Raw genomic sequence first — 24,535 nt, forward strand, 5'->3', positions numbered from 1 at the left:
GGCCACTGCGCTACCCTTTCTGCCCCTCAAGCGGTCCCTGCCATGTCCGTCGACAAGAACCAACGCGATCTCGAAGCTGGTATCCATACCGACCTGGAGGGGCGGCTGACCTACGGCGGCTATCTGCGCCTGGACCAGCTGCTGTCGGCTCAGCAGCCACTGTCCAACCCGCCGCACCACGACGAGATGCTGTTCATCATCCAGCACCAGACCTCGGAGCTGTGGCTGAAGCTGCTGGCGCACGAACTGCGCGCGGCGATCGGCTTCCTGCAGCGCGACGAGGTGTGGCAGTGCCGCAAGGTGCTGGCGCGCAGCAAGCAGGTGCTGCGCCAGCTGACCGAACAGTGGTCGGTGCTGGAGACGTTGACGCCCTCGGAGTACATGGGCTTCCGCGACGTGCTGGGCCCGTCGTCGGGCTTCCAGTCGCTGCAGTACCGCTACATCGAATTCATGCTGGGCAACAAGAACGCGCAGATGCTGCAGGTGTTCTCGCATGACCCGGCCGGCCAGGCCCAGCTGCAGGAGGTGCTCGATGCCCCCAGCCTGTACGAGGAGTTCCTGCGCTACCTGGCCCGCTTCGGCCATCCGGTCCCGGCCGGCTACCAGGGCCGCGACTGGCAGCAGCCGCACGTGGCCGACGATGCGCTGCACCCGGTGTTCGAGCGGATCTACCAGAACACCGACCGTTTCTGGCGCGAGTATTCGCTGTGCGAGGACCTGGTCGATCTGGAGACCGCCTTCCAGCTCTGGCGCTTCCGCCACATGCGCACGGTGATGCGGATCATCGGCTTCAAGCGCGGTACCGGCGGCTCCAGCGGGGTCGGTTTCCTGCGCCAGGCGCTGGAGCTGACCTTCTTCCCGGAGCTGTTCCAGGTGCGCACCACGATCCGCAACGACGATCCGATGCCGCCGGACGCCTGATCCGGCATCGACGGCAATAAGCCTATTCATATTTACCGGGCCCATCCGCCGTACGGTGCGGCAGGCCCCGCCGTTGCTGCGCTGCCGGTCCCAGGCCGGCAGTTGCAGATGCAAGTTCAGCGACCGTGCCGCCAGCGGTACACATCAGCGTGTATTTGACGTGAACGTGGTTGGTCTGGGATTCTCCCGCGCTGCTTTCGCACATCGGACGTGCATGTCTTCCACCGAACCCAGGAATCCCGCATGAGCGTAGACGCCGCCGCGAAATCCGTTCCCGATCCGGCGCTGCCGGAGTTCAAGACCACGCTGGGCCATCCGCGCCCGTTGTGGATGCTGTTCATGACCGAATTCTGGGAACGCTTTGCGTTCTACGGCATCCGTTGGGCGCTGGTGCTGTACATCGTCGCGCAGTTCTTCGACGGTGATTCGGCCGGCCAGGCCGCCGCCAGCCGGACCTACGGTGCCTATCTGGCGCTGGTGTACGCCGCCGCCATCTTCGGTGGCTACGTGGCCGATCGGGTCCTGGGCTACCAACGCTCGATCCTGACCGGTGCGGTGATCATGGCCGCGGGCCTGTTCATGGTCGCCATGCCCAACAAGGAGATCTTCGAGTTCGGCCTGGCCACGATCATCATCGGCAACGGCCTGTTCAAGCCGAACATCTCCACCATGGTCGGCAAGCTGTACGGCCTGAAGGATGAGCGCCGCGACTCGGGCTTCACCATCTTCTACATGGGCATCAACATCGGCGCGATGATCGCCCCGGTGCTGACCCAGTACCTGGCCGAGCGCGTGTTCGGCACCCAGGCGATGCCGTCCTACAAGATGGTCTTCATCGCGTCGGGCATCGGCATGTTGATCAGCCTGGCCTGGTTCTACGTCGGCCGCGCCGGCCTGAAGGGCATCGGCGCCCCGCCGGCCGGTGCCGAGGGCTATGGCCGCATCGTGATGGTGTTCATCGGTGCGATCGTGGCGATCCCGGTCGCGTTCTTCCTGCTCTCCACCGGCGCCACCGCGCTGGCCTGGATCCTGGGCGTGATGTTCATCGCGCTGGCGATCCTGCTGCTGGTCGAAGGCATCCGCGAAGGCAAGGTCCAGCGCGACCGCGTGATCGCGATGCTGATCATCTTCACCTTCAACGTGATGTTCTGGATGTTCTTCGAACAGGCCGGCAGCTCGTTCACCTTCCTGGCCGACAACATCGTCAACCGCAACCTGGGCGGCTGGGAATTCCCGACCGCCTGGTTCCAGTCGGTCAACTCGGTGGCGATCATCACCCTGGCCCCGATCATCGCCTGGATCTGGATCAAGCTGGGCCGCGCCAACCCGTCGATCCCGCGCAAGTTCGGCCTGGGCCTGCTGTTCAACGGTGCGGCCTTCGCGCTGCTGATGGTGGCGCTGTCGAGCATGGTCGTGGACGGCAAGATCCCGTTCTGGACGCTGTTCATGGTCTACGTCATCCAGTCCGTCGGTGAGCTGTGCCTGTCGCCGATCGGCTTGTCGATGGTGACCAAGCTGGCCCCGGTGCGCCTGGTCGGCTTCGGCATGGGCGGCTGGTTCCTGTCCACCGGCATCGGCAACAACATGTCCGGCATCTTCGCCGGCGTGGTCAGCGGCGAAGGCGGCATGACCGTGGAATCGGCGCTGAAGGGCTACACCTTCGGCTTCTGGGCGTTGATCATTTCCGGCGTGGTGCTGTTCCTGGTCGCCCCGCTGATCAACAAGCTGATGCACGGCGTCAAGTGAGGACTGCGATGCGCATGAAAGCCGTGGGGATGTCGATGATCGCGGCCGGCCTGCTGGCCGCCTGTTCGCCGTCGTCGGCGCCCACCGCTGCACCTGCGCAGCCGCTGGATACCGCCGAGCAGAAACCCCCGGTCGCCGATCCCGGCGAACCGGTGGCCTCGGGCAACACCCCGGCCGCGGCGGACATCGCCGCGATCGCGGCGCTCAACGCCCAGTTCGATCCGGCCCGCGACCCGGTCGCCGACCTGGCCACGGCCAAGGTCGAAGCCCAGCGCGGCGGCAAGCGCATCATTGTGGACGTGGGCGGTGAGTGGTGCCCGTGGTGCCATCTGATGGACGGCTTCATCGAAGGGGATGCGGAGATCCGCAGCTTCCGCGATGCGAACTACGTCTGGATGAAGGTCAACTACAGTGAAGAGAACGAGAACGCGGCGTTCCTGTCGCAGTTCCCGGCCGTGAAAGGCTACCCGCACCTGTTCGTACTCGATGCCGACGGCAAACTGCTGCACTCGCAGTTCACCGGCGAGCTGGAGGCCGACAAGGGGCAGAAGAAGGGCTACGACCGGGGCCGCTTCTTCGCCTTCATGAAGCAATGGGCGCCCCCGAAGGCGTCGTGATCGAAGAGGCCGCGGATTCCGCGGCCTTTTTTTGTCCTCAATTTCCGCGCCCTGCTGCCGCTACCTCCAAGGACCTCATGCCGCGCTGTTCGTGGCGGGCAACCGACGGAATTCGACGCATGCAGCCGGGCACCAGCGACAGCACCACCGATGTTTCCCTTGATGCGCCGGCCGGCGTGAGCCTGCCGCCGATCGATGTCCTGCTCGACGACCAGACCGCGCCGGATGCGCTCGATGGCGAGGCCGGGACGCCGGCACCGGGCGCGATCCGCTACCGCCTGCCGATGGTCTCCGTGCCCGACAACGTGCTGCTCAAGGCCGCGGTGCAGAAGCTGGTGGAGCAGAAGGCGCAACTGGATGCGCTGGCACGCCAGGGCAATCTGCCCGGCCTGATCCCGGCCGAGTGGCAGGGCAGCGGCCTCCGCGGCGTGGACCTGCAGGGCTTCGTACTGAGCGTGGTGCCATTCCTGCAGAACGCCAGCAAGGACGAAACCGCCCCGGCACGCCTGCCGCTCAAGCACGTGCTCGGCGATGCCGGGCGCTGGGACCAGCACGACGTGGAGGAGCCCAGATCGCTGGCGTTCTTCCTGGCCAGCGATGATCGCGCCAGCGCCGGCACGAAAGACCCTGCCGAGGTGTATCTGGTCGGCGCGCTCGGCCTGGCCTGGGCGCACGAAGGGCGCACCCGCCCGGGCTTCCTGCGCGCGATGGGGTACGACAGCATGGCCGCTCGCGTGCACCTGCTGCCGTATCCGGCGGCAGCGCAGCTGGCGCTGTACAGCGTCACCGCGCACGGGGTGACCCAGATCTGGTGCGTGCTGGACCGGCGCAAAGTGCGCCCGCTGCTGGCGCCGTGGATCAGCGTGCCGCTGCTGACCGCGTACGGGGTCAACGCCCCGCAGACCTGGCCGACCAGCTTCCCGGCAGTGGAGGAGGTGGCCGCGATGCTGGCCGCCGCGCGGGGCGGCAAGGGGCCGGTCGAAGCGGACCTGGGCAAGGTGGCTGCCAAGGTCGCCCAGGACGCGTCGGGCGAAGCCTGGATGCCGGTCAGCCTGCTCCAGGTCGGGACCTGGGCACCGCGCTGGCGCTACTTCATGGCGACCTTCATCGGCCTGCCGTCGCTGTTGCTGGTGGTCGCCGCGCTGGCCCTGCCGGGCGCGATCGAAGCCGCCGCCGTCGCCGCCTCGCTGGGCTTTGCCGGCGGCGCGATCGGTGCCCTGGCGGCGCCGTGGGTGCATGCGCGGCGCAAGCACCTGAGCTGAGGCGCAACGGAGGCGCAACGACCAACGGTCGTTGCCTACCGGCATCGCGTAGGTACCCACCGTGGGTGGGTACGCCTTGCGATCAGCTCTCGTCCATCCGCTGCAGGCCTTCGCCGGCCAGGCGCAGGATCAACGTTTCCAGCATCTGTTCTTCCTCTTCGCTGAGCACGGACATCAGCTTGCGGGTGATATCGATCACCAGCGGGGCGATGGTCTCGTACACCTCGAATCCGGCGGCCGACAGCGCCAGCACCGAGCGGCGGCGGTCGTCGCCATGGGTTTCACGCTTGATGAAGCCCCGTTCGAGCAGTCTGGCCACGGCGCGGCTGACCGCGACCTTGTCCATCGCGGTGCGATCGGACACCTCGCTCGCCGACGAGCCCGGATACAGCGCCAGGACCGTGATCACCCGCCACTCGGGGATCGCCAGGCCATAACGGTCCCCGTACAGCTTGGCGATGTTGCCGCTGACCCGGTTGGACAGAACGCTCAGCCGGTACGGCAGGAACTGCTCCAGATCGAGCAGGGCGTGCGAGGCGCGGATGCTGTGACTGCTGGGATCGGGCGGGCTCATGCTGCGGTGCACCTTGATGGTGGTTTCATGTGAAACTATAACCTACGTTCCGGACTCCGCATTCTCGCGGGTCTGCCTTCCTACCGCACCTGGTTTTTTCCGATGCGGACTGCTTTGGAGCCACAGCATGACCAGCCAAACGAGCACCGCGTCCTACGCACCCGATCCGGGCATGCAGGTCACCACCTTCGAAAACCCGATGGGCATCGATGGTTTCGAGTTCGTCGAGTTCGCCGCCCCGGCCGGCCGTGGCGCGGAACTGCACGACTATTTCCGCAAGATGGGCTTCACCGCGGTGCTGCGCCACAAGCAGCGCGCGATCACGGTCTATCGCCAGGGCGACGTGAATTTCCTGGTCAATGAAGAGCCGGATTCGTTCGCCTCGGACTTCGCCGAGAAGCACGGCCCCTGCGCCTGCGGTTTCGCGATCCGCTTCAAGAAGCCGGGCGGCGAGGTCTACCAGATGGCGCTGGGCAACGGTGCCGAAGCGATCGAGTTCAAGCCGGAGACGCGCGCCGTCGCCGCCCCGATCATCAAGGGCATCGGCGACTGCATGCTGTACCTGGTCGACCGCTACGGCGCCAACGGCAGCATGTTCGATACCGACTACGCGCCGATCGAGGGCGTCGACCCGCGGCCGAAGGGCTTCGGGCTGACCTTCATCGACCACCTGACCCACAACCTGTACTTCGGCAACATGCAGCAGTGGTCGGACTACTACGAGCGCCTGTTCAACTTCCGCGAGATCCGTTACTTCGACATCAAGGGCCTCAAGACCGGCCTGGTGTCCAAGGCGATGACCGCCCCGGACGGCATCGTGCGCATCCCGCTCAACGAATCCTCCGATCCGAAGAGCCAGATCAACGAATACCTCGACGCCTACAAGGGCGAGGGCATCCAGCACATCGCCTGCTTCACCGAGAACATCTACGAGACGGTGGAAGCGATGCGCGCCCAGGGCGTGGAGTTCCTCGACACCCCGGACACGTATTTCGATGTGATCGACATGCGCGTGCCCAACCACGGTGAAGACGTGGCCCGACTGGCGAAGAACAAGATCCTGATCGACGCCGACCCGGAGACCCACCAGCGCAAGCTGCTGCAGATCTTCACCACCAACTGCATCGGGCCGATCTTCTTCGAGATCATCCAGCGCAAGGGCAACGAAGGCTTCGGCGAAGGCAACTTCACCGCGCTGTTCGAAAGCATCGAGCGCGACCAGATGAAGCGCGGCGTGCTGTAAGGCACTCGGCCGCCACCCGCGTTACGCTCCAACGGTGGCATCCGCGCCCGCGCGGGTGCCACTGGCTGTATTCCCTTGCCATCCACGCCTCCGGCGGAGCAGGACCATGAACAACCCGATGTCATCGCGCGGTTACCAGACCGGTTTCGGCAACGAGTTCGCCACCGAGGCGGTGCCCGGCGCACTGCCGGTGGGACGGAATTCCCCGCAGCGCGTCGCCCATGGCCTGTATGCCGAACAGCTGTCCGGTACGGCGTTCACCGCGCCGCGCGGCAGCAATCGCCGCAGTTGGGTGTACCGCATCCGCCCGGCGGTGACCCACGGCGAATTCACCCCCTTCCTCCAGCCGCATCTGCACGGCGACTTCGCGCAGGGCGCGGTCTCGCCCAACCAGCTGCGCTGGGATCCGTTGCCGCTGCCTGGCACGCCCACCGATTTCATCGAAGGGCTGTACACCATGGGCGGTAACGGCTCGCCGGACGCCCACGGTGGCGTCGGCATCCACCTGTATGCCGCCAACCGCGACATGCAGGGCCGCTATTTCTACGACGCCGATGGCGAGCTGTTGATCGTGCCGCAGCTCGGCCGCCTGCGCCTGCTCACCGAGCTGGGCGTGATCGAGATCGAGCCGCAGCAGATCGCGGTGATTCCGCGTGGCGTGCGCTTCCGTGTCGAACTGCCCGATGGCGACGCGCGCGGCTACGTCTGCGAGAACTTCGGCGCGCTGCTGAAGCTGCCGGACCTGGGCCCGATCGGCTCCAACGGCCTGGCCAATCCGCGTGACTTCGAGACGCCGCACGCGGCGTTCGAGAACCTCGACGGCGCGTTCGAACTGATCGCCAAGTTCGAGGGCCAGCTGTGGCGCGCGGACATCGATCATTCGCCGCTGGACGTGGTCGCCTGGCACGGCAACTACGCGCCATACCGCTACGATCTGCGCCGCTTCAACACGATCGGCTCGATCAGCCACGACCATCCCGATCCCTCGATCTTCCTCGTGCTGCATTCGCCCAGCGACACGCCGGGCACCAGCAACATGGACTTCGCGATCTTCCCGCCGCGCTGGCTGGTCGCGCAGGACACGTTCCGCCCGCCGTGGTTCCACCGCAACATCGCCAGCGAGTTCATGGGCCTGATCCATGGTGCCTACGATGCGAAGGCGGAAGGCTTTGTGCCGGGGGGTGCCTCGCTGCACAACTGCATGAGCGGCCACGGCCCGGACGCAGCGACCTTCGAGAAGGCCTCTGCGGCCGACCTGAGCCGGCCGGACGTGATCAAGGACACGATGGCCTTCATGTTCGAAACCCGCGGCGTCATCCGCCCGACCGCCCAGGCGCTGGAGGCCGCGCACCGCCAGCGCGGGTACCAGCACTGCTGGCAGGGGTTGAAGGCGAATTTTGCTGGGTAGAGCGGAGACAAAGTGTTGCCGTTCGCGGTAGCGGTTATCTCGCGTGCGGTTGTCATTTCAACGCGATCCGCAACTCGTCACTAAGTCGCGCCTTCAACGCGGCCATGTGCAGGTGCGCGGCGGCGCTGGGCAACGGCGCACGCGTATCTGCCTGCCCTTTGGCTACTGCCTCGCGGATGCTCTCCAGATAGCTCGATTCTTCACGCATTTGCTTCCATAAAACCTCGCATTCGGAACTCTTGGTACCTTGGGCCGAGCCCTTCGCCACGTCCAATTCAACCTCTTCATCGAAACCGGATTCCCGCAATACCGTCTCAAACCACGGCGGTCTTGAACCGGTCGGCATGCTCCTTCGGCAGCACCTCCAGCAACCGCTGCCGCACCCGTTCGGCGTAGCCGGTCGAGGTCAGCCCGGGCAGCGCCTCGAGGGCGGTGAGCAGCGCGGCCATGACCGCTTCATCGCTGCGCGACTGCTGCAGGGTATGGAACAGCGCCGCCGCCTGCGGATGGCGCTGCAGTTCCAGGATGTCCAGCAGGTAGATGCGGGCGGCGACCAGCGAGCGGCGGCGTTCGGTCACCGGCACCGGTGCCACGGTCGGCATCACGCCAGCCGCGGGCGCGGCGGGCGCGACAACGGCGACCTCCGCGACCGCACGCGATACCAGGTACCCGCTCTGGATCAGCTGGATCACCATCGCCGGGGTTTCCGGTCCCACCAGCTGGCCGAGCTGGACCAGGTCACGCTGGCCGTCGCACAGGATCAACAGCCGGCGCTGGCGCATGTCCAGCGGAGCGCGGTGGGCCTGCAGCGCGGTGCGGGCAAGGTCGGTCTTCTGCGGTTGCATGGGGGCGGGGTCGATGCGGTGCAGGCCGAGCCTGAACGCGGCAGGTGAAACGCGGATGACAGCGAGGCCCGTGCATGTCGCCCACACGGCCCTCGCGCTAGGCTGCGCCCATTCAACGGGAGGATGCAGGCATGAAACAGCTGGGAAGCGTGATGGCACTGGGGATGGTGCTGGCCTTGGCCGCGTGCGGGCGCGCGCCCGAAACCCCCTCGACCGATGCCGAGGCGGCCGTGCCTGCACCGGCGGCGGACCCCGCGCCCGCAGCGCCCGCCACGGCGGCGCCGAGTACGGCAACGCAGGGACCGGCGCGGCTGGATGGCTACGGGCCCGTGGCCTTGGGCAGCACGCTGGACGAGGTGCGGGCGGCCTGGAAGGAACCGCTGCAGGGCGAGGTCGCCGACGACTACTGCCATGCGCTGCGGCCCGAAGGCGCGCAGGCCGAGGACGTGATCTTCATGATCGAGGGCAGGCGCCTGGTGCGTTATGACGTGCGCAACGATCGCATCGTCGCCCCGGGCGGCGGCAAGGTCGGCATGTCGCTCGGCCAGCTGCAGACGCTGTACCCGGACCGCGGCGACCTGACCCCGCACAAGTACGACGAGAAAGGCCACAACCTGCGGGTGCGCCCGGCGACCGAGGGCGGCGCACTGGTCAACTTCGAGATCAACGGCGATGGCAACGTCACCGCCTGGCGCGTCGGCAAGACCCCGCAGGTGGACTACGTGGAAGGCTGCTCCTGAGCCACCGGCACCGCCCCGGCCGCGGCGCCGGGGCGGGCCTTCACCGTTCGTCGTGGGCTGGCCCTAGAATCGGCTCACACCTGTCACCGGGGAGCACCAGATGATCGCTGCCACTGTTTGGTTCGTGCTGGGCCTGGTGCTGTTGGCACTGGGGGGCGATTCCATCGTCAAGGCCGCCTCCGGGCTGGCCCAGCGCTTCGGCGCCTCGCCCTTCGTGGCGGGGTTGCTGCTGGTCGCCTTCGGCACCTCGCTGCCCGAGCTGGTGGTCAATGCCCGGGCCTTCGCGGTCGGGGCGGAAGATCTCGCGCTGGGCAACGCGGTGGGCAGCAACATCGTCAATGTCGGGCTGACCCTGGGCCTGGCGGCCCTGGCCGCGCCGCTACTGGTTCGCGCGCGCCTGCTCTCGCCGCTGCTGGTGTGCCTTGCGGCGGCCAGCCTGCTGCTGATCCTGTTCGGCCTGGACGGCGTGATCGCGCGCTGGGAAGGGGCCGTGCTGCTGCTCGCCTTCGTCGCCCTGCTGGTGTTCCTGCTGCGCCGCGCGCGGGCGGAATCCGAGCCGGTGCGCGAGGCCATCGCCGGCTATGCGATGACCCGCACCGGGCTGTTTCTCAACCTTCTGCGACTGTCGTTCGCGGCGGTGTGCCTCTACCTCGGCGCGCGCTGGATCGTACAGGCCGCACCGGTGTTCGGCGCTGGGCTGGGCTGGTCGCCGCTGCTGGTCGGCCTGCTGCCGGTGGCGATCGGCACTGCGCTGCCCGAAGTCGCCGCGGCGGTCGCGGCGGCACGCCGTGGCCAGGGCGACATGGTGCTCGGCCACGTGATCGGCTCGAGCCTGTTCAACCTGCTGGTGGTGGTCGGCGGCATGGCCGCGCTGCGTCCGCTGGCGCTGCCCGCGTCGTTCGTGAAACTGGAGCTGCCGGCGGCGATCGCCTTCGTCCTGGTGCTGTACCCGATGCTGCGCGGTGACCTGACGATCAGCCGGCGCGAAGGCGCGGTGCTGGTCGTGGCGTTCCTGGGTTGGATCGCGCTGGAGCTGGCGTTGATCGGCGGGGTGTGAGGTTGTCGGCCCACCGTTGAAGCAGCCGGCCAGCGGCCGGCTCTACAGCGGTGCGGACTTGTTCAAGCCGGCCAGCGGCCGGCTCTACTGGCTGTCGCGGGAAATGGGCGCTTTCGCATCATCGGCGTCGTCGTCGCGGCGTGGTTCCGGCGGCGGCAGCTGTTCTTCCTTGGCGGTCTTGTGGCCTGGCAGCTCCGGCCGGGTTTCCATCAGCAGCGACAGCGCGGCCTTGGCCATCATGTGCGCGCTGATCGGCGCGGTGATGAACAGGAACGCGGTGATCAACAGCTCGCGCGGCTGCGGATCTTCGCCGAGGAAGATGTGATAGCAGACCGAACCCACCAGCACGCAGCCCACGCCCAGCGTGCTGGCCTTGGTCGGTGCATGCAGGCGCTTGAAGAACGTGGACAGCTTCACCAGGCCGAGCGCGCCGACCAGGATGAAGAAGCAGCCGAACAGCAGCAGGATCGACAGCACGATCTGGATGAAGGTGATCATTCGACGATGTCCCGGCGCAGCACGAACTTGCTGAGCACCACCGTGCTGCCGAAGCCGAGCATGGCGATGATCAGCGCGGCTTCGAAGTAGACCGCGGAGTTGAGGTACATGCCGAACAGCATCAGCTCGGCGATGGCCGTCACCGACAAGGTGTCCAGGGCAAGGATGCGGTCGGGCACGGTCGGGCCGCGCAGCAGGCGCCAGGTGGCCAGCAGCATGGCCAGGCCGACCACGTGCATGCACACCACCATCGTGGTCTGGATGAACATATGTCCGGTCATGGGAAGATCTCCATCAGCGGGGCTTCGTAGCGGGATTTGATCTGCCGGATCAGCTCGTCCGGATCATCCAGGTGCAGCACGTGCACCAGCAGGTAGCGGCGGTCATCCGACAGCGCGGCGGAGACGGTGCCCGGGGTCAGCGTGATCATGCTGGTCAGCGCGGCGATGCCGTGGATGTTGGCGATATCCAGCGGCAGCCAGATGAAGCCCGGGTGGATGCGGCGCTCCGGGCCCAGCACCTGGATCGCGACCCGGATGTTGGAGACCAGGATGTCCCACAGGGTCACGAGCACCAGTTTGGGCAACGGCTTGAGCGAGCCGATCCGCGCGAACTCGCGGTCCAGCCGCGCGGCGAACAACGGCACCACCACGCCCAGGATCATGCCGAGCACGAACTGGCCCAAGGTGAAGCTGTCGGACATCAACAGCCAGAACGCCACCACCATCACGCTCAGCGAGGGCGAGGGCAGGATGCGCTTGTACAGGGAAGGCTTGCGCGTCATGGCTGGCGGATCTCCGGCGTGGTGGCGCGCAGTTCACCCACATAGTCCTGGGGCTGCAGCAGCTGGGTGGCCATCGCATCGGTGTGCTGCATCAGCGGGCCGGCGAACACGCTCATCGCGATGCCATAGCTGAGCAGCAGCGCGGCGGCGAACAGTTCCACGGTGCGCGTGGGGGCCTTGCGCGGTTTGGGCGCGCCTTCTTCGACGACTGGTACGCGCCAGAACAGGCGGATGCCGCCCCGGGTCAGCCCGACGATCACCATCAGGCTGCTGCCCAGCACCGCGGCCCACACCGCCCAGGTGTACTGCGCGGGCATGCCGGCCAGCAGCGCGGCCTTGGCCAGGAAGCCGGACAGCGGCGGCAGGCCGGCGACTGAGACGGCGCCGATCAGGAACAGCACGGCGGGCGTTTCCTTGCCCGGCATCGGCGCGATGACTTCCTTGCGGTCGCTGGCGCCGCCACGACGGCGACGGATCAGGTCGGCAATGAGGAACAGCGCGGCGGCCACGAAGGTGCTGTGCGGCAGGTAATACAGGCCCGCCGAGAGGACTTCCGGCGTGCGCACCGAGAACGCGATGAACAGCGTCGCCGCCGAGACCACCACCAGGTAGGAGATCAGCACGCGCAGGCGCGCGGCGGCGAGCACGCCCAGGCCGCCCAGCACCAGCGTCGCCACGCCGGCCCAGAGCAGCCACTGGCTGCCGTAGCCGGCCATCGGGCCCGCGCCTTCGCCGAACCACAGCGTACTGACCCGCAGCACGGCATAGAGGCCGACCTTGGTCATGATCGCGAACAGTGCGGCCACCGCGGCCGGCGCACGTGCATAGGCCTCCGGCAGCCACAGATACAGCGGCATCAGCGCGGCCTTGCTGCAGAACACCAGCAGCAGCAGGCCCATGGTCGCCTTGACCAGGGTCAGGTGCGACGCCGGGACTTCGGCGATGCGCTGGGACAGCTCGGCCATGTTGAGCGAGCCCAGCGAGGCATACAGCAGGCCGAGCGCGATCAGGAACAGGGTCGAGGCAGTGACGTTGAACACCACGTAATGCAGGCCGATGCGCATGCGCAGGCCGCGGCCGCCGCTGAGCAGCAGGCCGTAGGAGGCGATCAGCATCACCTCGAAGAACACGAACAGGTTGAAGATGTCGCCGGTCAGGAACGCGCCGTTGAGGCCGACCAGCTGGAACTGGAACAGCGCATGGAAGTGCGGTGCGCGCCGGTCCCAGCCCGAACACGCGTGCAGCAGGCAGGGGATGGCCAGCAGCAGCGTGGTCACCAGCATCCAGGCCGACAGGCGGTCGGCCACCAGCGCGATGCCCAGGCGCGAGGGCCAGTCGCCCAGCAGGTAGACCGCGGTGCTGCCGTCGGCGGTCTGCGCGAACAGCAGCGCGACGGCCGCGGCGAGCGCGGTCAACGTGGTCCACGCCACCGTGCGCTGCACCTTCGGCCCATAGCGGCGGTGCTCGACGAACAGCGAGCAGGCCGCGCCGAACAGCGGAATCAGGATGGGCAGGATCACCGCATGGTTCATGCGCGGCCCTCCCGGCCCGGCGCGGTATCGGCGGGGAGTTCTTCTTCTTCGTGCGCGTCCACGTGGTCGCTGTGGTTGTCGCTGCGGCTGCGCATCGCCAGCACGATGCTGACCGCGGTCATCGCGAACGCGATCACGATGGCGGTCAGCACCAGTGCCTGCGGCAGCGGATCGGTGTAGTTGGCCAGATCGCTGTCGATGCCCTCACGCAGCACCGGCGCCTTGCCCTGCACCAGGCGGCCGCCGGCAAAGATCAGCAGGTTGGTCGCATACGAGAGGAAGGTCATGCCGAGGATCACATCGAAGCTGCGCGCGCGCAGCAACAGGTAGATGCCGATCGCGCTCAGTACGCCGATGGCGCTTGCCAGGGCCAGTTCCATCAGTGCATCTCCCCGGTTTTTGCCGAACGGCGGGTGGGATCGATCTCGCCTTTACGGGCGTTGCGGGTGCGCGAGGGCTTGACCGTGCCCATCATCGAGAGCATCAGCATCACGCCGCCGAACACCACCAGGTACACGCCGGTATCGAAGCCGATCGCACTGGCCAGCGGTACCTCGCCGATCAGCGGAAGGTGCAGGTCCAGGTGGCCGCTGGTCAGGAACGGCACGCCGAACAGCATCGAGGCGCAGCCACTGAGGATGGCGATCAGCAGGCCGGCACCGACGCAGCGGATGTAGTCGAAGCCGAAGCGCGATTCCACCGAGGTGGTGCCCTGGATGACGTACTGGATCAGCAGCGGCACGGCCAGCACCAGGCCGGCGACGAAGCCACCGCCGGGCGCGTTGTGGCCGCGCAGGAACAGGAAGATCGAGACGGTCACGGTGAGCGGGAACATGATCTGGGCCAGATCGGCCGGCACCGGCAGCTTGATCGGCGGGCCCTGCATGATCTGTTCCGGCGCCATCCGCGAGCGGCGCAGCATGGCGTGCACCACCAGCGCGGCGATGCCGAACACGGTGATCTCACCGAAGGTATCAAAGCCACGGAAGTCGACCAGGATCACGTTGACCACGTTCTGCCCATAGGCCTCCGGCAGCGCACGCGCCAGCAGTTCGCCGGCCATGGTGTTCGGCGGCAGGGTCATCGCGGTGTAGGCCATCGCGGCCAGGCCGCCACCGGCGACGATCGCGATCACCGCATCGCGCCGCTTTCGCCAGACCGACTTCTCCGGCGGCGACTGGCTCGGCAGGTAGTTCATGCCCAGCAGCATCAGCACCAGGGTGACCATCTCGACCAGCAGTTGGGTCAGCGCCAGGTCGGGCGCGGACAGGAACACGAAGGTCAGCGAGACCAGCAGGCCGACGCCGCCGACCACCAGCACTGCCAGCAGGCGCTGCCGGTAGACGAACAGCGCGCCCAGCGCACAGGCCATCATCACCAGCCACAGCGCCCAGCCCAGCAGCGGGATCGGCTGCGGCGAGGGCCAGTTGGGTGAAGCCGGGTTGGCCACGAACGGCGCGGCGGCGACGATGATCGCCACTACCACCAGCGCCATCAACATGCGTTGCAGGCTGCCGTTGGCCAGGCCCTGGGTCAACCGGTGGGCGAAGCCGAACACCAGGTCCAGCTGCTTGTGGAAGATGTTGCGGCCGATGCTGCGGGTGACCACGGCATGCAGGTCGATCAGGCGGCGCAGGCCGAAGTACAGCACGATGCCACCGATCACGCCGGCCGCGCTCATCGCCAGCGGCATGTTGAAGCCGTGCCAGACCGAGAGACTGTAGGCCGGCATCGCCGGGCCCAGGATCGACGACGCGGCGGCATGCAGCACCGGCGCGATGGTGATCGCCGGCGCGACGCCGACGGCCACGCACACCACCACCAGGATCTCCACCGGCACCTTCATGAAGCGCGGCGGTTCGTGCGGCACCCGGTCCAGGTCATGCGGGCCCTTGCCGAAGAAGGTGTCGAGCACGAAGCGCAGGCTGTAGGCCACGCCGAACACGCCGGCCAGCAATGCGGCGATCGTCATCGCGATGCGCATCGCCTCCGGTCCGGCGGTCAGCGCCTCGGCAAACAGCATTTCCTTGGACAGGAAGCCGTTGAGCAGCGGGATGCCGGCCATCGCCAGCGAGGCGATGATCGCCAGCGCGCTGGTGATCGGCATCAGGCGGCGCAGCCCACCGAGCTTGCGCATGTCGCGGGTGCCGGTCTCATGGTCGATGATGCCCGCTGCCATGAACAGCGAGGCCTTGAAGGTGGCGTGGTTGAGGATGTGGAACACGCCGGCGACCACCGCCATCGGCGCGGACAGGCCGAACAGCATGGTGATCAGGCCCAGGTGGGAGATCGTCGAATAGGCCAGCAGGCCTTTGAGGTCATGCTGGAAGATCGCGTTCCAGGCACCGATCAGCAGGGTGATCGCACCGATGCCGCTGACCGTATAGAAGAACAGATCGCTGCCGGCCAGCGCCGGATGCAGCCGCGCCAGCAGGAACACACCGGCTTTGACCATGGTGGCCGAGTGCAGGTAGGCCGAGACGGGGGTCGGGGCGGCCATCGCGTGCGGCAGCCAGAAGTGGAACGGGAACTGGGCGCTCTTGGTGAAGATGCCGGCCAGGACCAGGAACAGCGCATACGGGTACAGCGCACTGGCGCGGATCAGATCGCCGGCGGCGAGCACCGCGTCCAGCTCGAAGCTGCCCACGATGCGGCCGATCAGCAGCACGCCGCCGAGCAGGGCCAGGCCGCCGCCGCCGGTGACCACCAGGGCCATCCGGGCGCCCTCGCGGGCGTCCTGGCGGTGCGACCAGAAGCCGATCAGCAGGAACGAGCTGATGCTGGTCATTTCCCAGAACACCATCAGCAGCAGCAGGTTGCCCGAGAGCACCATGCCCAGCATGGCACCCATGAACAGCAGCAGGTAACAGTAGAAGCGGTGGGCGCTGTCGCGGGCGCTGAGATAGTAGTGGGCGTACATCACCACCAGCGCGCCGATCGCCAGCACCATCCCGGCGAACATCCAGGCCAGGCCGTCCAGGCGCAGCGAGAAGGCCAGACCGATCTGCGGAATCCACTCCCCATAGCTGCGGACGATCCCGCCGTCCATGATCGCCGGGGTCATCGTCGCCAACAGCGCCAGTCCTCCCAGCGGAGCGGCCGCGGCTACCCAGGCGGCCGTGGAGCGGGAGGTGCGGCGGAATGAAGCGACGGCCACTGCCATCAGGAAGGGCAGGGCGAGCAGCAGGAGCAGACTAGGATTCATGCAGGGAATGCGGGATTCACGAGCAGGTCGTTCAGTCTAACAGGCAGGCAATTGCTGCCGATACACCCGAATACGCCCTCAATTGCATCTAACGTGCACTGATTCATTTTTTCGGGCCGGCGCATGGCCCCATTCGGGTCCGTCGAAGGCCGTATGGAGGCCCGCCCTCGACTTTGCCGACTGTGGCCGCCCGGAGGCCACCGAAACGGGTCCGGAACCAGTCGTCGCAGGGGCTGCGGGACGGCCGGGGTGTGCACGAACATGAACGGTGACCGACGCTCGAAGGGCCACTGCGGACGATGCTGGACGGTCCGGCGTGGAGTGCCGGTGAGCGCGCCCGCTCGTTCAGGAAAAACAGGTCAGTAGCGCCAACCCATCCGACGGTAGACCTTGGCCAGGACCCACAGTGGGCCGATCAGCAGATAGACCAGATCGGTCAGGAAGCTCGGCTTGCGGCCTTCGTGCTTGTGCCCGATGAACTGCGCGACCCAGGCGACGGCAAAGACCCCCAGGGCCAGCCAGAACAGGTTCACCAGCCCGATCTCGGCTTCCAGCAGGCGGCACACGCAGCCGCTGACGAAGAAGATCGCCAGCATGCCGTAGCCCAGCGTGCGCGAGAGGCGGTTGTAGAAACACCAGGCGGCGAACATCGCCAGGCCGGCCCAGATTCCGTTCTGGAACCAGGTGATCAACGGCGGGAGGCACCACAGCAGGCCGATCACCGACCACAGGATCGCCGGGACGGCCACGACGTGGATGCGCTGGTTCAGCACATTGCGGTGATCGTCGGAATAGCTCGCGAAGTAGCGGTCGATCGGGCGTGCGAGCTGGGTGGCGGTCTGCATACTGCGTCGCTTCCTCGGACAACGGTAGTGCCGGCCGCTGGCCGGCAACGCAGCATAGCCGAGTTCGTGAGGTTGCCGGCCAGCGGCCGGCACTACCCCCGGCAACGCCCCCAGCCACGTCGGCCGGGGGCGCAGGGGTCAGTCGACCGAGATGCCGGCCAGGCGCTGCAGCGCCTCGGCGTACTTGGCGCGGGTGCGCTCGATGATCTCGGCGGGGATGCTCGGGCCGGGCGCGGTCTTGCCCCAGTCCAGCGCCTCCAGGTAGTCGCGGACGAACTGCTTGTCGTAGCTCGGCGGGCTGGTGCCCACCTCGTACTCGTCGGCCGGCCAGTAACGCGAGGAATCCGGGGTCAGCATCTCGTCCATGATGTACAGACGGCCGTCGGCATCGGTGCCGAACTCGAACTTGGTGTCGGCCAGGAGGATGCCGCGCTCGCGGGCGTACTCTGCCGCGAAGGCGTAGATGCGCAGGGTGGCGTCGCGCACGCGCTCGGCCAGGTCCGCACCGACCGCCTTCACCATCGCATCGAAATCGATGTTCTCGTCATGGTCGCCGACGGCGGCCTTGGTCGAGGGCGTGAAGATCGGTTCGGGCAGCTGTTCGGCCTGGCGCAGGCCATCGGGCAGCTCGATGCCGCTGATCTTGCCGGTGCGCTGGTAGTCCTTCCAGCCGCTGCCGATCAGGTAGCCGCGGGCGATCGCTTCGACCGGGACCGGCTTCAGCTTGCGGGTGACCACGGCGCGCTTGGCGTACAGGGCCGGATCCACACCCTCGGGCAGCACGCTGGCGACATCGATGCCGGTCAGGTGGTTGGGCATCAGGTGCGCGGTCTTGGCGAACCAGAAGTTCGAGACCTGGCAGAGCATCTCGCCCTTGCCGGGAATCGGGTCGGGCAGCACCACGTCGAAGGCTGACAGACGGTCGGTCGCGACCATCAGCAGGTAGTCCCCCGGCGGCGTGCCGGCGGGGAGCCGGTCGCGCGGAATGTCGAAAACATCACGCACCTTGCCGCGATGGCGCAAGGGCAGGCCGGGGAGATCGGATTGCAACAACGTGGTCGGCACGGGCACTCCTGAGGCTTCGTCATGACAGCTGTCCAGGGGACCCGGAGGGCCCGCACAGACAGCGGGCGGCCTAGTGTAAAGCGGGTTGGGCCCGCTGTGACGTAAAATGAGGATCCTTTATCGCCTCGGCTGCCCAGACCACCATGCGCTGGTACGGAAAACTGCTCGGATTCATCGCTGGCGCCCTGTTGTTCAGGCCCAATCCGCTGTTCGGGGCCGTGGTCGGGCTGCTGCTGGGGCATGCCTTCGATGCCGACTGGTTCCGGCTGAACAGGGAAAACCCCTACCGCGAGCTGGGGCTGACCTCCGAGGCGACCGATGCCGAGATCGACCTGGCCTACCGCCGGCTGATGTCCCAGTACCACCCGGACAAGGTGGTCGGCGCAGCGCCGGAGCTGCGCCAGCAGGCCGAGCGCAAGTCGCGCCAGCTCAATGCCGCCTACGACCGCATCAAGACCCTGCGCAAGCGCTGATTCCGCGCGGCGCCCCCTTTCAACATCCTGAAGGCCCGGCCATGTCCAATTGCATCATTGCTCCCTCCATCCTGTCCGCCGATTTCGCCCGCCTGGGCGAGGAAGTGGACAACGTGCTCGCGGCCGGCGCCGACTGGGTGCATTTCGATGTGATGGACAACCATTACGTGCCGAACCTGACGATCGGCCCGCTGGTCTGCCAGGCGCTGCGCAAGCACGGCGTGACCGCGCCGATCGATGTGCACCTGATGGTGGAGCCGGTGGACCGGATCATCCCGGATTTCGCCGAGGCCGGCGCGACCTACATCAGCTTCCATCCGGAGGCGAGCCGCCACGTGCACCGTACGATCCAGCTGATCCGTTCGCTGGGCTGCAAGCCGGGCGTGGTACTCAATCCGGCCACGCCGGTGGACATCCTGGACTGGGTGCTCGATGACCTGGACCTGGTGCTGGTGATGTCGGTCAATCCGGGCTTCGGCGGCCAGGCGTTCATTCCGTCGGCGCTGGACAAGGTGCGCGCGATCCGCAAGAAGATCGATGCCAGCGGCAAGGACATCCGCCTGGAGATCGACGGTGGCGTAAAGGCCGACAACATCGGTGCGATCGCGGCGGCCGGTGCGGATGCGTTCGTGGCCGGCTCGGCGATCTTCAATGCGAAGACGAGCTACCAGGACATCATCGCGCAGATGCGCGGCAACGTCGCCGCGGCGCGGGGCTGAGCCATGGGAGCGGTGGCTGCCGTGACGATCCGCGTGGCCACCGCTGACGATGCGGCGCTGATCCTGCGTTTCATCCGCGAACTGGCGATCTACGAGAAGGCCGAGTCGTCGGTGCAGACCGACGAAGCGGGCATCCGCGCGAGCCTGTTCGGGCCGGAGGCGAAGGCGCACGGGCTGATCTGCGAGGCCGACGGCGTGGCGATCGGGTATGCGGTGTACTTCTACAACTACTCGACGTGGCTGGGCCGCAACGGGATCTACCTGGAAGATCTGTACGTGAGTCCGGAGCATCGCGGCAGTGGTGCGGGCAAGGCGCTGCTGCAGCACATCGCGCGGATCGCGGTGGCCGGGAACTGCGGCCGTTTCGAGTGGTCGGTGCTGGATTGGAACGAACCGGCGATCCAGTTCTACGAAGCCGCCGGTGCGAGGCCGCAGAGCGAGTGGACGGTGTACCGGATGGAAGGCGAGGCGCTGCGGGCGTTTGCCGCAGGCTGAGCTGTCTTCAAAAAAAGACCGCACCATTGCTGGTACGGCCCTGGGAACTGCGGGAGGCTGATCCTGCCTCCATCCATCTTCCCTGCTATGGCCTTCCATTCTCCGGGGGATCGGTGACGCTTTGATGACATTCACCGGCGGCCACGCCGTCCGCTGCTAGCCTTCGCTTCCCCACTCCCTGGAAGTACCGCATGAGCCGTCCCCATTGGCGTTTGATCCTCAACGGAAAGGCCACCGGCAATGAGGATGTGCGCGAGGCGGTGGCGACGATGCGCGAGCGCGGGGTGCAGGTGGAGGTGCGGGTGACCTGGGAATCGGGCGATGCCGAGCGCTACGTGGCCGAGGCGATCGCGCACGGGGTCGATACGATCATCGCGGCCGGCGGGGATGGCACCCTCAGCGAGGTGGCCGAGACGCTGGCGCATCGCGAGGAGTCCGCCGACGCGCTGCCTTCGCTGGGGCTGTTGCCGTTGGGCACGGCCAATGATTTCGCCACGGCGGCCGAGATTCCCGATGCACCGCTGGCGGCGCTGGAGCTGATCATGGACGCGCCGGCACGCCCGGTCGATCTGCTGCGCATCGATGCCGATGGCAAGGTGTGGTGGTGCGCGAACGTGGCCAGTGGCGGCTTCGGCACCGAGGTCACGGTGGAGACCGATGAGGGCTTGAAGAAAGTGCTCGGTGGGCTGGCCTATCTGGTCACCGGAATATCGCGGCTCGGGCGGATCGATCCGATCCAGGCACGGGTCCGGGCGCCGGGGTTCGAATGGGCCGGTGGTTTCATCGCGCTCGGCGTCGGCAATGGCCGCCAGGCCGGCGGCGGGCAGGTGCTGTGCCCGGAGGCCCTGATCGATGACGGACTGTTGGATGTCACGGTCATTCCGGAGCTGAGCGGGGAGGTGACGTCGACGCTCGCGGCACTGGTCAAGGGTGGCAAGCGCGGCGCGCTGGAGCAGGTGGCCGAGCGCGTCCAGGCGCCGTGGGTGGAGATCGACGCCGAGCTGCCGCTGACGCTCAACCTGGATGGCGAGCCGGTCCAGGCCCGGCATTTCCGCATCGACTGCGTGCCCGGGCGGGTCAACCTGCATGTAGCGCTGGACAGCCCGCTGCTGTCACGCGGCTGATGCGCCGGGCGGCGCCGGGTTCCATCCGGTGCCGTCAATGCGGTACAGTCGCCGGGTGTCCATTCTGACGACCCCGCATACCCTTTCTTCCGCTCGCCGTTGGTGGCGATGGTGGCCTGTTGCCGTCGTCCGTCCCGCCACCGCCGTTTCCCGGAAGGAAAGTCGTCTTGATCACGTTCGAGCAGTTCCAGCAGCAGGCCGCTGAAGGCCACACCCGCATCCCCGTCGTCCGTGAAGTGCTGTCCGACCTGGACACGCCGCTTTCGGTCTATCTGAAGCTCGCCGACGGCCCGCATACCTATCTGTTTGAATCGGTCGAGGGCGGCGAACGCTTCGGGCGCTATTCCATCATCGGCCTGCCGGCACGCCGGGTGTATGCCTTCCACGGCCATGCCCTGACCATCAGCGAGTCCGGCACGGTGGTGGAAACCCGCGAGGTCGCCGACCCGTTCACCGAGGTCGAGGCGCTGCGCAGCGCCCACTCGGTGCCGAAGCTGGCCGGTCTGCCGGGCTTCACCGGTGGCCTGGTCGGCTGGTTCGGCTTCGAGTGCATCGGCTATATCGAACCGCGCCTGGCACCGCCGCGTGGCCGCGATGAGCTGGGCACGCCGGACATCCTGCTGCTGCACTCCGAAGAACTGGCGGTGTTCGACAACCTCAAGGGCCGCCTGTACCTGATCGTGCATGCCGACCCGGGTCAGCCCGGTGCATGGGAGGACGCCCAGGCCAAGCTGGATGCGCTGGTCGCCAAGCTGCGCGCCCCCGGCGCCGGCTACCCCGCGCCGATCACGCGTGACGTGCTGGACGAGAACGATTTCGTCTCCGGCTTCACCCGCGAAGGCTTCATCGCCGCGGTCGATAAATCCAAGGAATACATCCGCGCCGGCGACATCTTCCAGGTGGTGCTGAGCCAGCGCCTGAGCGTGCCGTTCAAGGCGCGCCCGGTGGATGTGTACCGCGCACTGCGTGCACTCAATCCCTCGCCGTACATGTATTTCCTCGACACCGGTGAGGTGCAGGTCGTGGGCTCCTCGCCCGAGATCCTGGTACGCCTCCAGGATGGCGAAGTCACCGTGCGTCCGATCGCCGGCACTCGCCCGCGCGGCGCCACGGTGGAAGAAGACAACGCACTGGAAGCCGAACTGCTGGCAGACCCCAAGGAACGCGCCGAGCACCTGATGCTGATCGATCTCGGCCGCAACGATGCGGGCCGCGTGTCCAAGGCGGGCACGGTCGAAGTCGGCGAGCAGTTCGTGATCGAGCGCTACAGCCACGTCATGCACATCGTCAGCGAAGTCACCGGGCAGCTGCAGCCGGGCCTGAGCTATGCCGACGTGCTGCGCGCAACGTTCCCGGCCGGCACCGTCAGCGGCGCGCCGAAGATCCGCGCGCTGGAAGTGATCCGCGAGCTGGAGCCGATCAAGCGCAACGTCTACGCCGGCAGCATCGGTTACATCGGCTGGCACGGCGATGCCGATACCGCGATCGCGATCCGTACCGCGGTGATCAAGGACGGCCGCCTGCACGTGCAGGCCGGCGCCGGCATCGTCTACGACTCAGACCCGGGCAAGGAATGGGACGAGACGATGAACAAGGGCCGCGCGCTGTTCCGTGCCGTTGCGCAGGCGGCCAAGGGCCTGTAACGGCATCCGGCCGCACTGCCTGACCCGTGCACGCCCTCGTGCACGCCACTTCCCCTTTCAAGACGGATCCTGACCATGTTGTTGATGCTCGACAACTACGACAGCTTCACCTACAACCTCGTGCAGTACCTGCAGACGCTGGGCGCCGAGGTGAAGGTGGTGCGCAATGACGCGTTGAGCGTCGATGAGATCGCCGCGCTCGCGCCCGAGCGCATCGTGATCTCGCCCGGCCCGTGCACGCCGAATGAAGCGGGCGTGTCGCTGGAGCTGATCCGTCGGCTCGGCCCGACCACGCCGATCCTGGGCGTGTGCCTGGGCCACCAGAGCATCGGCCAGGTGTACGGCGGCGATGTCATCCGCGCCACCAACATCATGCACGGCAAGACCTCGCCGATCCGCCATGAAGGCAAGGGCGTGTTCGCCGGCCTGCCGGACCGCTACCAGGCCACGCGCTACCACTCGCTGGTGGTCGACAAGACCACGTTGCCGGCGTGCCTGGAGATGACCGCCTGGACCGAGAACGAGGACGGCTCGATCGAAGAGATCATGGGCCTGCGCCATCGCGAGCATCCGGTCGAGGGCGTGCAGTTCCACCCCGAGTCGATCCTCACCGAGCATGGCCACGCCCTGCTGAAGAACTTCCTGCAGCGCTGAGCGCGCCGCACCTGCATCACAAAGGACCCCGCATGACCTTCTCCCCCCAGGAAGCCCTGCAGCGCACCATCGAGCACCGCGAAATCTTCTTCGACGAAATGGTCGACCTGATGCGGCAGATCATGCGCGGTGAAGTGTCGCCGGTGATGACCGCCGCGATCCTGACCGGCCTGCGGGTCAAGAAGGAAACCATCGGCGAAATCGCCGGTGCCGCCACCGTGATGCGCGAGCTCGCCCTCGCGGTACCGGTCGAGGACAAGACGCATCTGGTGGATATCGTCGGCACAGGCGGGGATGGTTCGCACACCTTCAACATCTCCACCTGCGCGATGTTCGTGGTCTCCGCGGCCGGCGCCAAGGTGGCCAAGCATGGCAACCGCAGTGTCTCCTCCAAGTCCGGCAGTGCCGACGCGGTCGAGGCGCTGGGCGCGGTCATCGATCTGCGTCCGGACGAGGTCGCACGCGCGATCACCGAAACCGGCATCGGCTTCATGTTCGCGCCGATGCACCATCCGGCGATGAAGGTCGTCGCGCCGGTGCGCCGCGAGATGGGGGTGCGCACGATCTTCAACATCCTCGGCCCGCTGACCAATCCGGTCGGTGCGACCAATGTGCTGATGGGCGTGTTCCATTCCGATCTGGTCGGCATCCAGGCGCGCGTGCTGCGCGAACTCGGCGCCGAGCGCGCGCTGGTGGTGTGGGGTCGCGACAACATGGACGAGATCTCGCTTGGCGCCGGTACCCTGGTCGGCGAGCTGCGCGACGGCAAGGTGCGCGAGTACGAGATCCATCCGGAAGACTTCGGCATCGCGATGTCGGCCAGCCGCAACCTCAAGGTCGACGGTCCGGAAGAATCCATCGCGATGCTGCGTGGCGTGCTCGACAACCAGCCCGGCCCCGCGCTGGACATCGTGGCGCTGAATGCCGGCGCGGCGCTGTACGTGGCCGGTGTCGCCGACAGCATCGCCGATGGCCTGGCCCGCGCCCGTGCGGTGCTGGCCGATGGCAGTGCGCGTTCGCGGATGGAGCAGTACGTGGCCGCCACCCGCCGTATCCGCGGGGCCGTCTGAGCCTGCGTTTTCTGA

General features: G+C 67.1%; 26 protein-coding genes. 15 read left to right on the forward strand and 11 right to left on the reverse strand.

Features of this window, described 5'->3' with window-relative positions:
- Positions 1 to 42: 42 nt before the first annotated feature.
- The 4 genes from HDC96_RS09750 (at position 43) to HDC96_RS09765 (ending at position 4,546) form a co-directional block, all read left to right on the forward strand.
- Entirely contained in the window at positions 43 to 921 is an 879-nt protein-coding gene (locus tag HDC96_RS09750; RefSeq protein ID WP_179459828.1) for a tryptophan 2,3-dioxygenase family protein, read from the forward strand.
- A gap of 243 nt (positions 922 to 1,164) precedes the next feature.
- Positions 1,165 to 2,667, forward strand: a complete 1,503-nt coding sequence (locus HDC96_RS09755) for a peptide MFS transporter (RefSeq protein ID WP_179459829.1) — start codon at positions 1,165 to 1,167, stop codon at positions 2,665 to 2,667.
- Between the two features lie 8 nt (positions 2,668 to 2,675).
- Positions 2,676 to 3,284 carry a thioredoxin family protein gene (locus tag HDC96_RS09760; RefSeq protein WP_179459830.1) on the forward strand — a complete coding sequence of 203 codons (609 nt, stop codon included), beginning with the start codon at positions 2,676 to 2,678 and terminating at the stop codon, positions 3,282 to 3,284.
- A 119-nt stretch (positions 3,285 to 3,403) separates the two neighbouring features.
- Positions 3,404 to 4,546 carry a hypothetical protein gene (locus HDC96_RS09765; protein WP_179459831.1) on the forward strand — a complete coding sequence of 381 codons (1,143 nt, stop codon included), beginning with the start codon at positions 3,404 to 3,406 and terminating at the stop codon, positions 4,544 to 4,546.
- 82 nt (positions 4,547 to 4,628) lie between these two features.
- On the opposite strand, the gene HDC96_RS09770 is transcribed toward HDC96_RS09765, so the two are convergent.
- Positions 4,629 to 5,120, reverse strand: a complete 492-nt coding sequence (locus HDC96_RS09770; protein ID WP_179459832.1) for a MarR family winged helix-turn-helix transcriptional regulator — start codon at positions 5,118 to 5,120, stop codon at positions 4,629 to 4,631.
- Between the two features lie 127 nt (positions 5,121 to 5,247).
- Between HDC96_RS09770 and hppD the strand changes: the two genes are divergently transcribed.
- Both hppD and hmgA read left to right on the forward strand, forming a co-directional pair.
- A complete protein-coding gene (hppD, locus tag HDC96_RS09775; protein ID WP_179459833.1) occupies positions 5,248 to 6,363 on the forward strand; it encodes a 4-hydroxyphenylpyruvate dioxygenase in 1,116 nt (371 codons plus the stop codon).
- 106 nt (positions 6,364 to 6,469) lie between these two features.
- Positions 6,470 to 7,771, forward strand: a complete 1,302-nt coding sequence (hmgA, locus tag HDC96_RS09780; protein ID WP_179459834.1) for a homogentisate 1,2-dioxygenase — start codon at positions 6,470 to 6,472, stop codon at positions 7,769 to 7,771.
- Positions 7,772 to 7,823: 52 nt separating this feature from the next.
- On the opposite strand, the gene HDC96_RS09785 is transcribed toward hmgA, so the two are convergent.
- Positions 7,824 to 7,979 carry a hypothetical protein gene (locus HDC96_RS09785; protein WP_179459835.1) on the reverse strand — a complete coding sequence of 52 codons (156 nt, stop codon included), beginning with the start codon at positions 7,977 to 7,979 and terminating at the stop codon, positions 7,824 to 7,826.
- A 106-nt stretch (positions 7,980 to 8,085) separates the two neighbouring features.
- Positions 8,086 to 8,616: a hypothetical protein gene (locus HDC96_RS09790; RefSeq protein WP_179459836.1), complete on the reverse strand. Its 531-nt coding sequence runs from the start codon at positions 8,614 to 8,616 to the stop codon at positions 8,086 to 8,088.
- Positions 8,617 to 8,774: 158 nt separating this feature from the next.
- Between HDC96_RS09790 and HDC96_RS09795 the strand changes: the two genes are divergently transcribed.
- Together HDC96_RS09795 and HDC96_RS09800 are read left to right on the forward strand one after the other, a co-directional pair.
- Complete coding sequence (locus HDC96_RS09795) at positions 8,775 to 9,356, forward strand: hypothetical protein (protein WP_179460381.1); 582 nt, start codon at positions 8,775 to 8,777, stop codon at positions 9,354 to 9,356.
- Between the two features lie 100 nt (positions 9,357 to 9,456).
- Complete coding sequence (locus HDC96_RS09800; protein ID WP_179459837.1) at positions 9,457 to 10,413, forward strand: calcium/sodium antiporter; 957 nt, start codon at positions 9,457 to 9,459, stop codon at positions 10,411 to 10,413.
- A gap of 84 nt (positions 10,414 to 10,497) precedes the next feature.
- On the opposite strand, the gene HDC96_RS09805 is transcribed toward HDC96_RS09800, so the two are convergent.
- From HDC96_RS09805 to HDC96_RS09840, 8 genes are all read right to left on the reverse strand, one after another.
- The gene (locus tag HDC96_RS09805; protein ID WP_179459838.1) at positions 10,498 to 10,911 is read right to left on the reverse strand and encodes a Na+/H+ antiporter subunit G; all 414 of its coding nucleotides are present in this window, start codon (positions 10,909 to 10,911) and stop codon (positions 10,498 to 10,500) included.
- Positions 10,908 to 11,192: a K+/H+ antiporter subunit F gene (locus HDC96_RS09810; protein WP_019185292.1), complete on the reverse strand. Its 285-nt coding sequence runs from the start codon at positions 11,190 to 11,192 to the stop codon at positions 10,908 to 10,910. Before HDC96_RS09810 ends, HDC96_RS09805 begins: the two co-directional genes overlap by 4 nt.
- On the reverse strand, positions 11,189 to 11,695 hold the full coding sequence (locus HDC96_RS09815; RefSeq protein ID WP_179459839.1) for a Na+/H+ antiporter subunit E: 507 nt from the start codon (positions 11,693 to 11,695) through the stop codon (positions 11,189 to 11,191). Before HDC96_RS09815 ends, HDC96_RS09810 begins: the two co-directional genes overlap by 4 nt.
- On the reverse strand, positions 11,692 to 13,227 hold the full coding sequence (locus HDC96_RS09820) for a monovalent cation/H+ antiporter subunit D (protein WP_179459840.1): 1,536 nt from the start codon (positions 13,225 to 13,227) through the stop codon (positions 11,692 to 11,694). Before HDC96_RS09820 ends, HDC96_RS09815 begins: the two co-directional genes overlap by 4 nt.
- Positions 13,224 to 13,607 carry a Na+/H+ antiporter subunit C gene (locus tag HDC96_RS09825; protein WP_179459841.1) on the reverse strand — a complete coding sequence of 128 codons (384 nt, stop codon included), beginning with the start codon at positions 13,605 to 13,607 and terminating at the stop codon, positions 13,224 to 13,226. The genes HDC96_RS09820 and HDC96_RS09825 overlap by 4 nt, the downstream gene beginning before the upstream one ends.
- A complete protein-coding gene (locus HDC96_RS09830; protein ID WP_179459842.1) occupies positions 13,607 to 16,432 on the reverse strand; it encodes a monovalent cation/H+ antiporter subunit A in 2,826 nt (941 codons plus the stop codon). Before HDC96_RS09830 ends, HDC96_RS09825 begins: the two co-directional genes overlap by 1 nt.
- 359 nt (positions 16,433 to 16,791) lie before the next feature.
- Entirely contained in the window at positions 16,792 to 17,277 is a 486-nt protein-coding gene (locus tag HDC96_RS09835) for an Mpo1-like protein (RefSeq protein ID WP_176987957.1), read from the reverse strand.
- 138 nt (positions 17,278 to 17,415) lie between these two features.
- Positions 17,416 to 18,342: a phosphoribosylaminoimidazolesuccinocarboxamide synthase gene (locus HDC96_RS09840; RefSeq protein WP_179459843.1), complete on the reverse strand. Its 927-nt coding sequence runs from the start codon at positions 18,340 to 18,342 to the stop codon at positions 17,416 to 17,418.
- Positions 18,343 to 18,485: 143 nt separating this feature from the next.
- On the opposite strand from HDC96_RS09840, the gene HDC96_RS09845 reads away from it, so the two are divergent.
- From HDC96_RS09845 to trpD, 7 genes are all read left to right on the forward strand, one after another.
- Positions 18,486 to 18,815, forward strand: a complete 330-nt coding sequence (locus HDC96_RS09845; RefSeq protein ID WP_123730837.1) for a DnaJ domain-containing protein — start codon at positions 18,486 to 18,488, stop codon at positions 18,813 to 18,815.
- Positions 18,816 to 18,856: 41 nt separating this feature from the next.
- A complete protein-coding gene (rpe, locus tag HDC96_RS09850; protein ID WP_070426117.1) occupies positions 18,857 to 19,534 on the forward strand; it encodes a ribulose-phosphate 3-epimerase in 678 nt (225 codons plus the stop codon).
- A 12-nt stretch (positions 19,535 to 19,546) separates the two neighbouring features.
- On the forward strand, positions 19,547 to 20,029 hold the full coding sequence (locus HDC96_RS09855) for a GNAT family N-acetyltransferase (protein WP_179459844.1): 483 nt from the start codon (positions 19,547 to 19,549) through the stop codon (positions 20,027 to 20,029).
- Between the two features lie 191 nt (positions 20,030 to 20,220).
- A complete protein-coding gene (yegS, locus tag HDC96_RS09860; protein ID WP_179459845.1) occupies positions 20,221 to 21,153 on the forward strand; it encodes a lipid kinase YegS in 933 nt (310 codons plus the stop codon).
- A 167-nt stretch (positions 21,154 to 21,320) separates the two neighbouring features.
- Positions 21,321 to 22,796 carry an anthranilate synthase component I gene (trpE, locus tag HDC96_RS09865; RefSeq protein WP_179459846.1) on the forward strand — a complete coding sequence of 492 codons (1,476 nt, stop codon included), beginning with the start codon at positions 21,321 to 21,323 and terminating at the stop codon, positions 22,794 to 22,796.
- A 75-nt stretch (positions 22,797 to 22,871) separates the two neighbouring features.
- Positions 22,872 to 23,450 (forward strand): aminodeoxychorismate/anthranilate synthase component II, encoded by a 579-nt coding sequence (locus HDC96_RS09870; RefSeq protein WP_070472319.1) that lies wholly within the window; start codon positions 22,872 to 22,874, stop codon positions 23,448 to 23,450.
- A gap of 32 nt (positions 23,451 to 23,482) precedes the next feature.
- The gene (gene trpD / locus HDC96_RS09875; protein ID WP_179459847.1) at positions 23,483 to 24,520 is read left to right on the forward strand and encodes an anthranilate phosphoribosyltransferase; all 1,038 of its coding nucleotides are present in this window, start codon (positions 23,483 to 23,485) and stop codon (positions 24,518 to 24,520) included.
- The last annotated feature ends 15 nt before the right edge of the window (positions 24,521 to 24,535 follow it).

It is taken from the genome of Stenotrophomonas sp. JAI102 (assembly GCF_013409105.1).
In the GTDB taxonomy this organism is placed as follows: Bacteria; Pseudomonadota; Gammaproteobacteria; order Xanthomonadales; family Xanthomonadaceae; genus Stenotrophomonas; species Stenotrophomonas maltophilia_AA.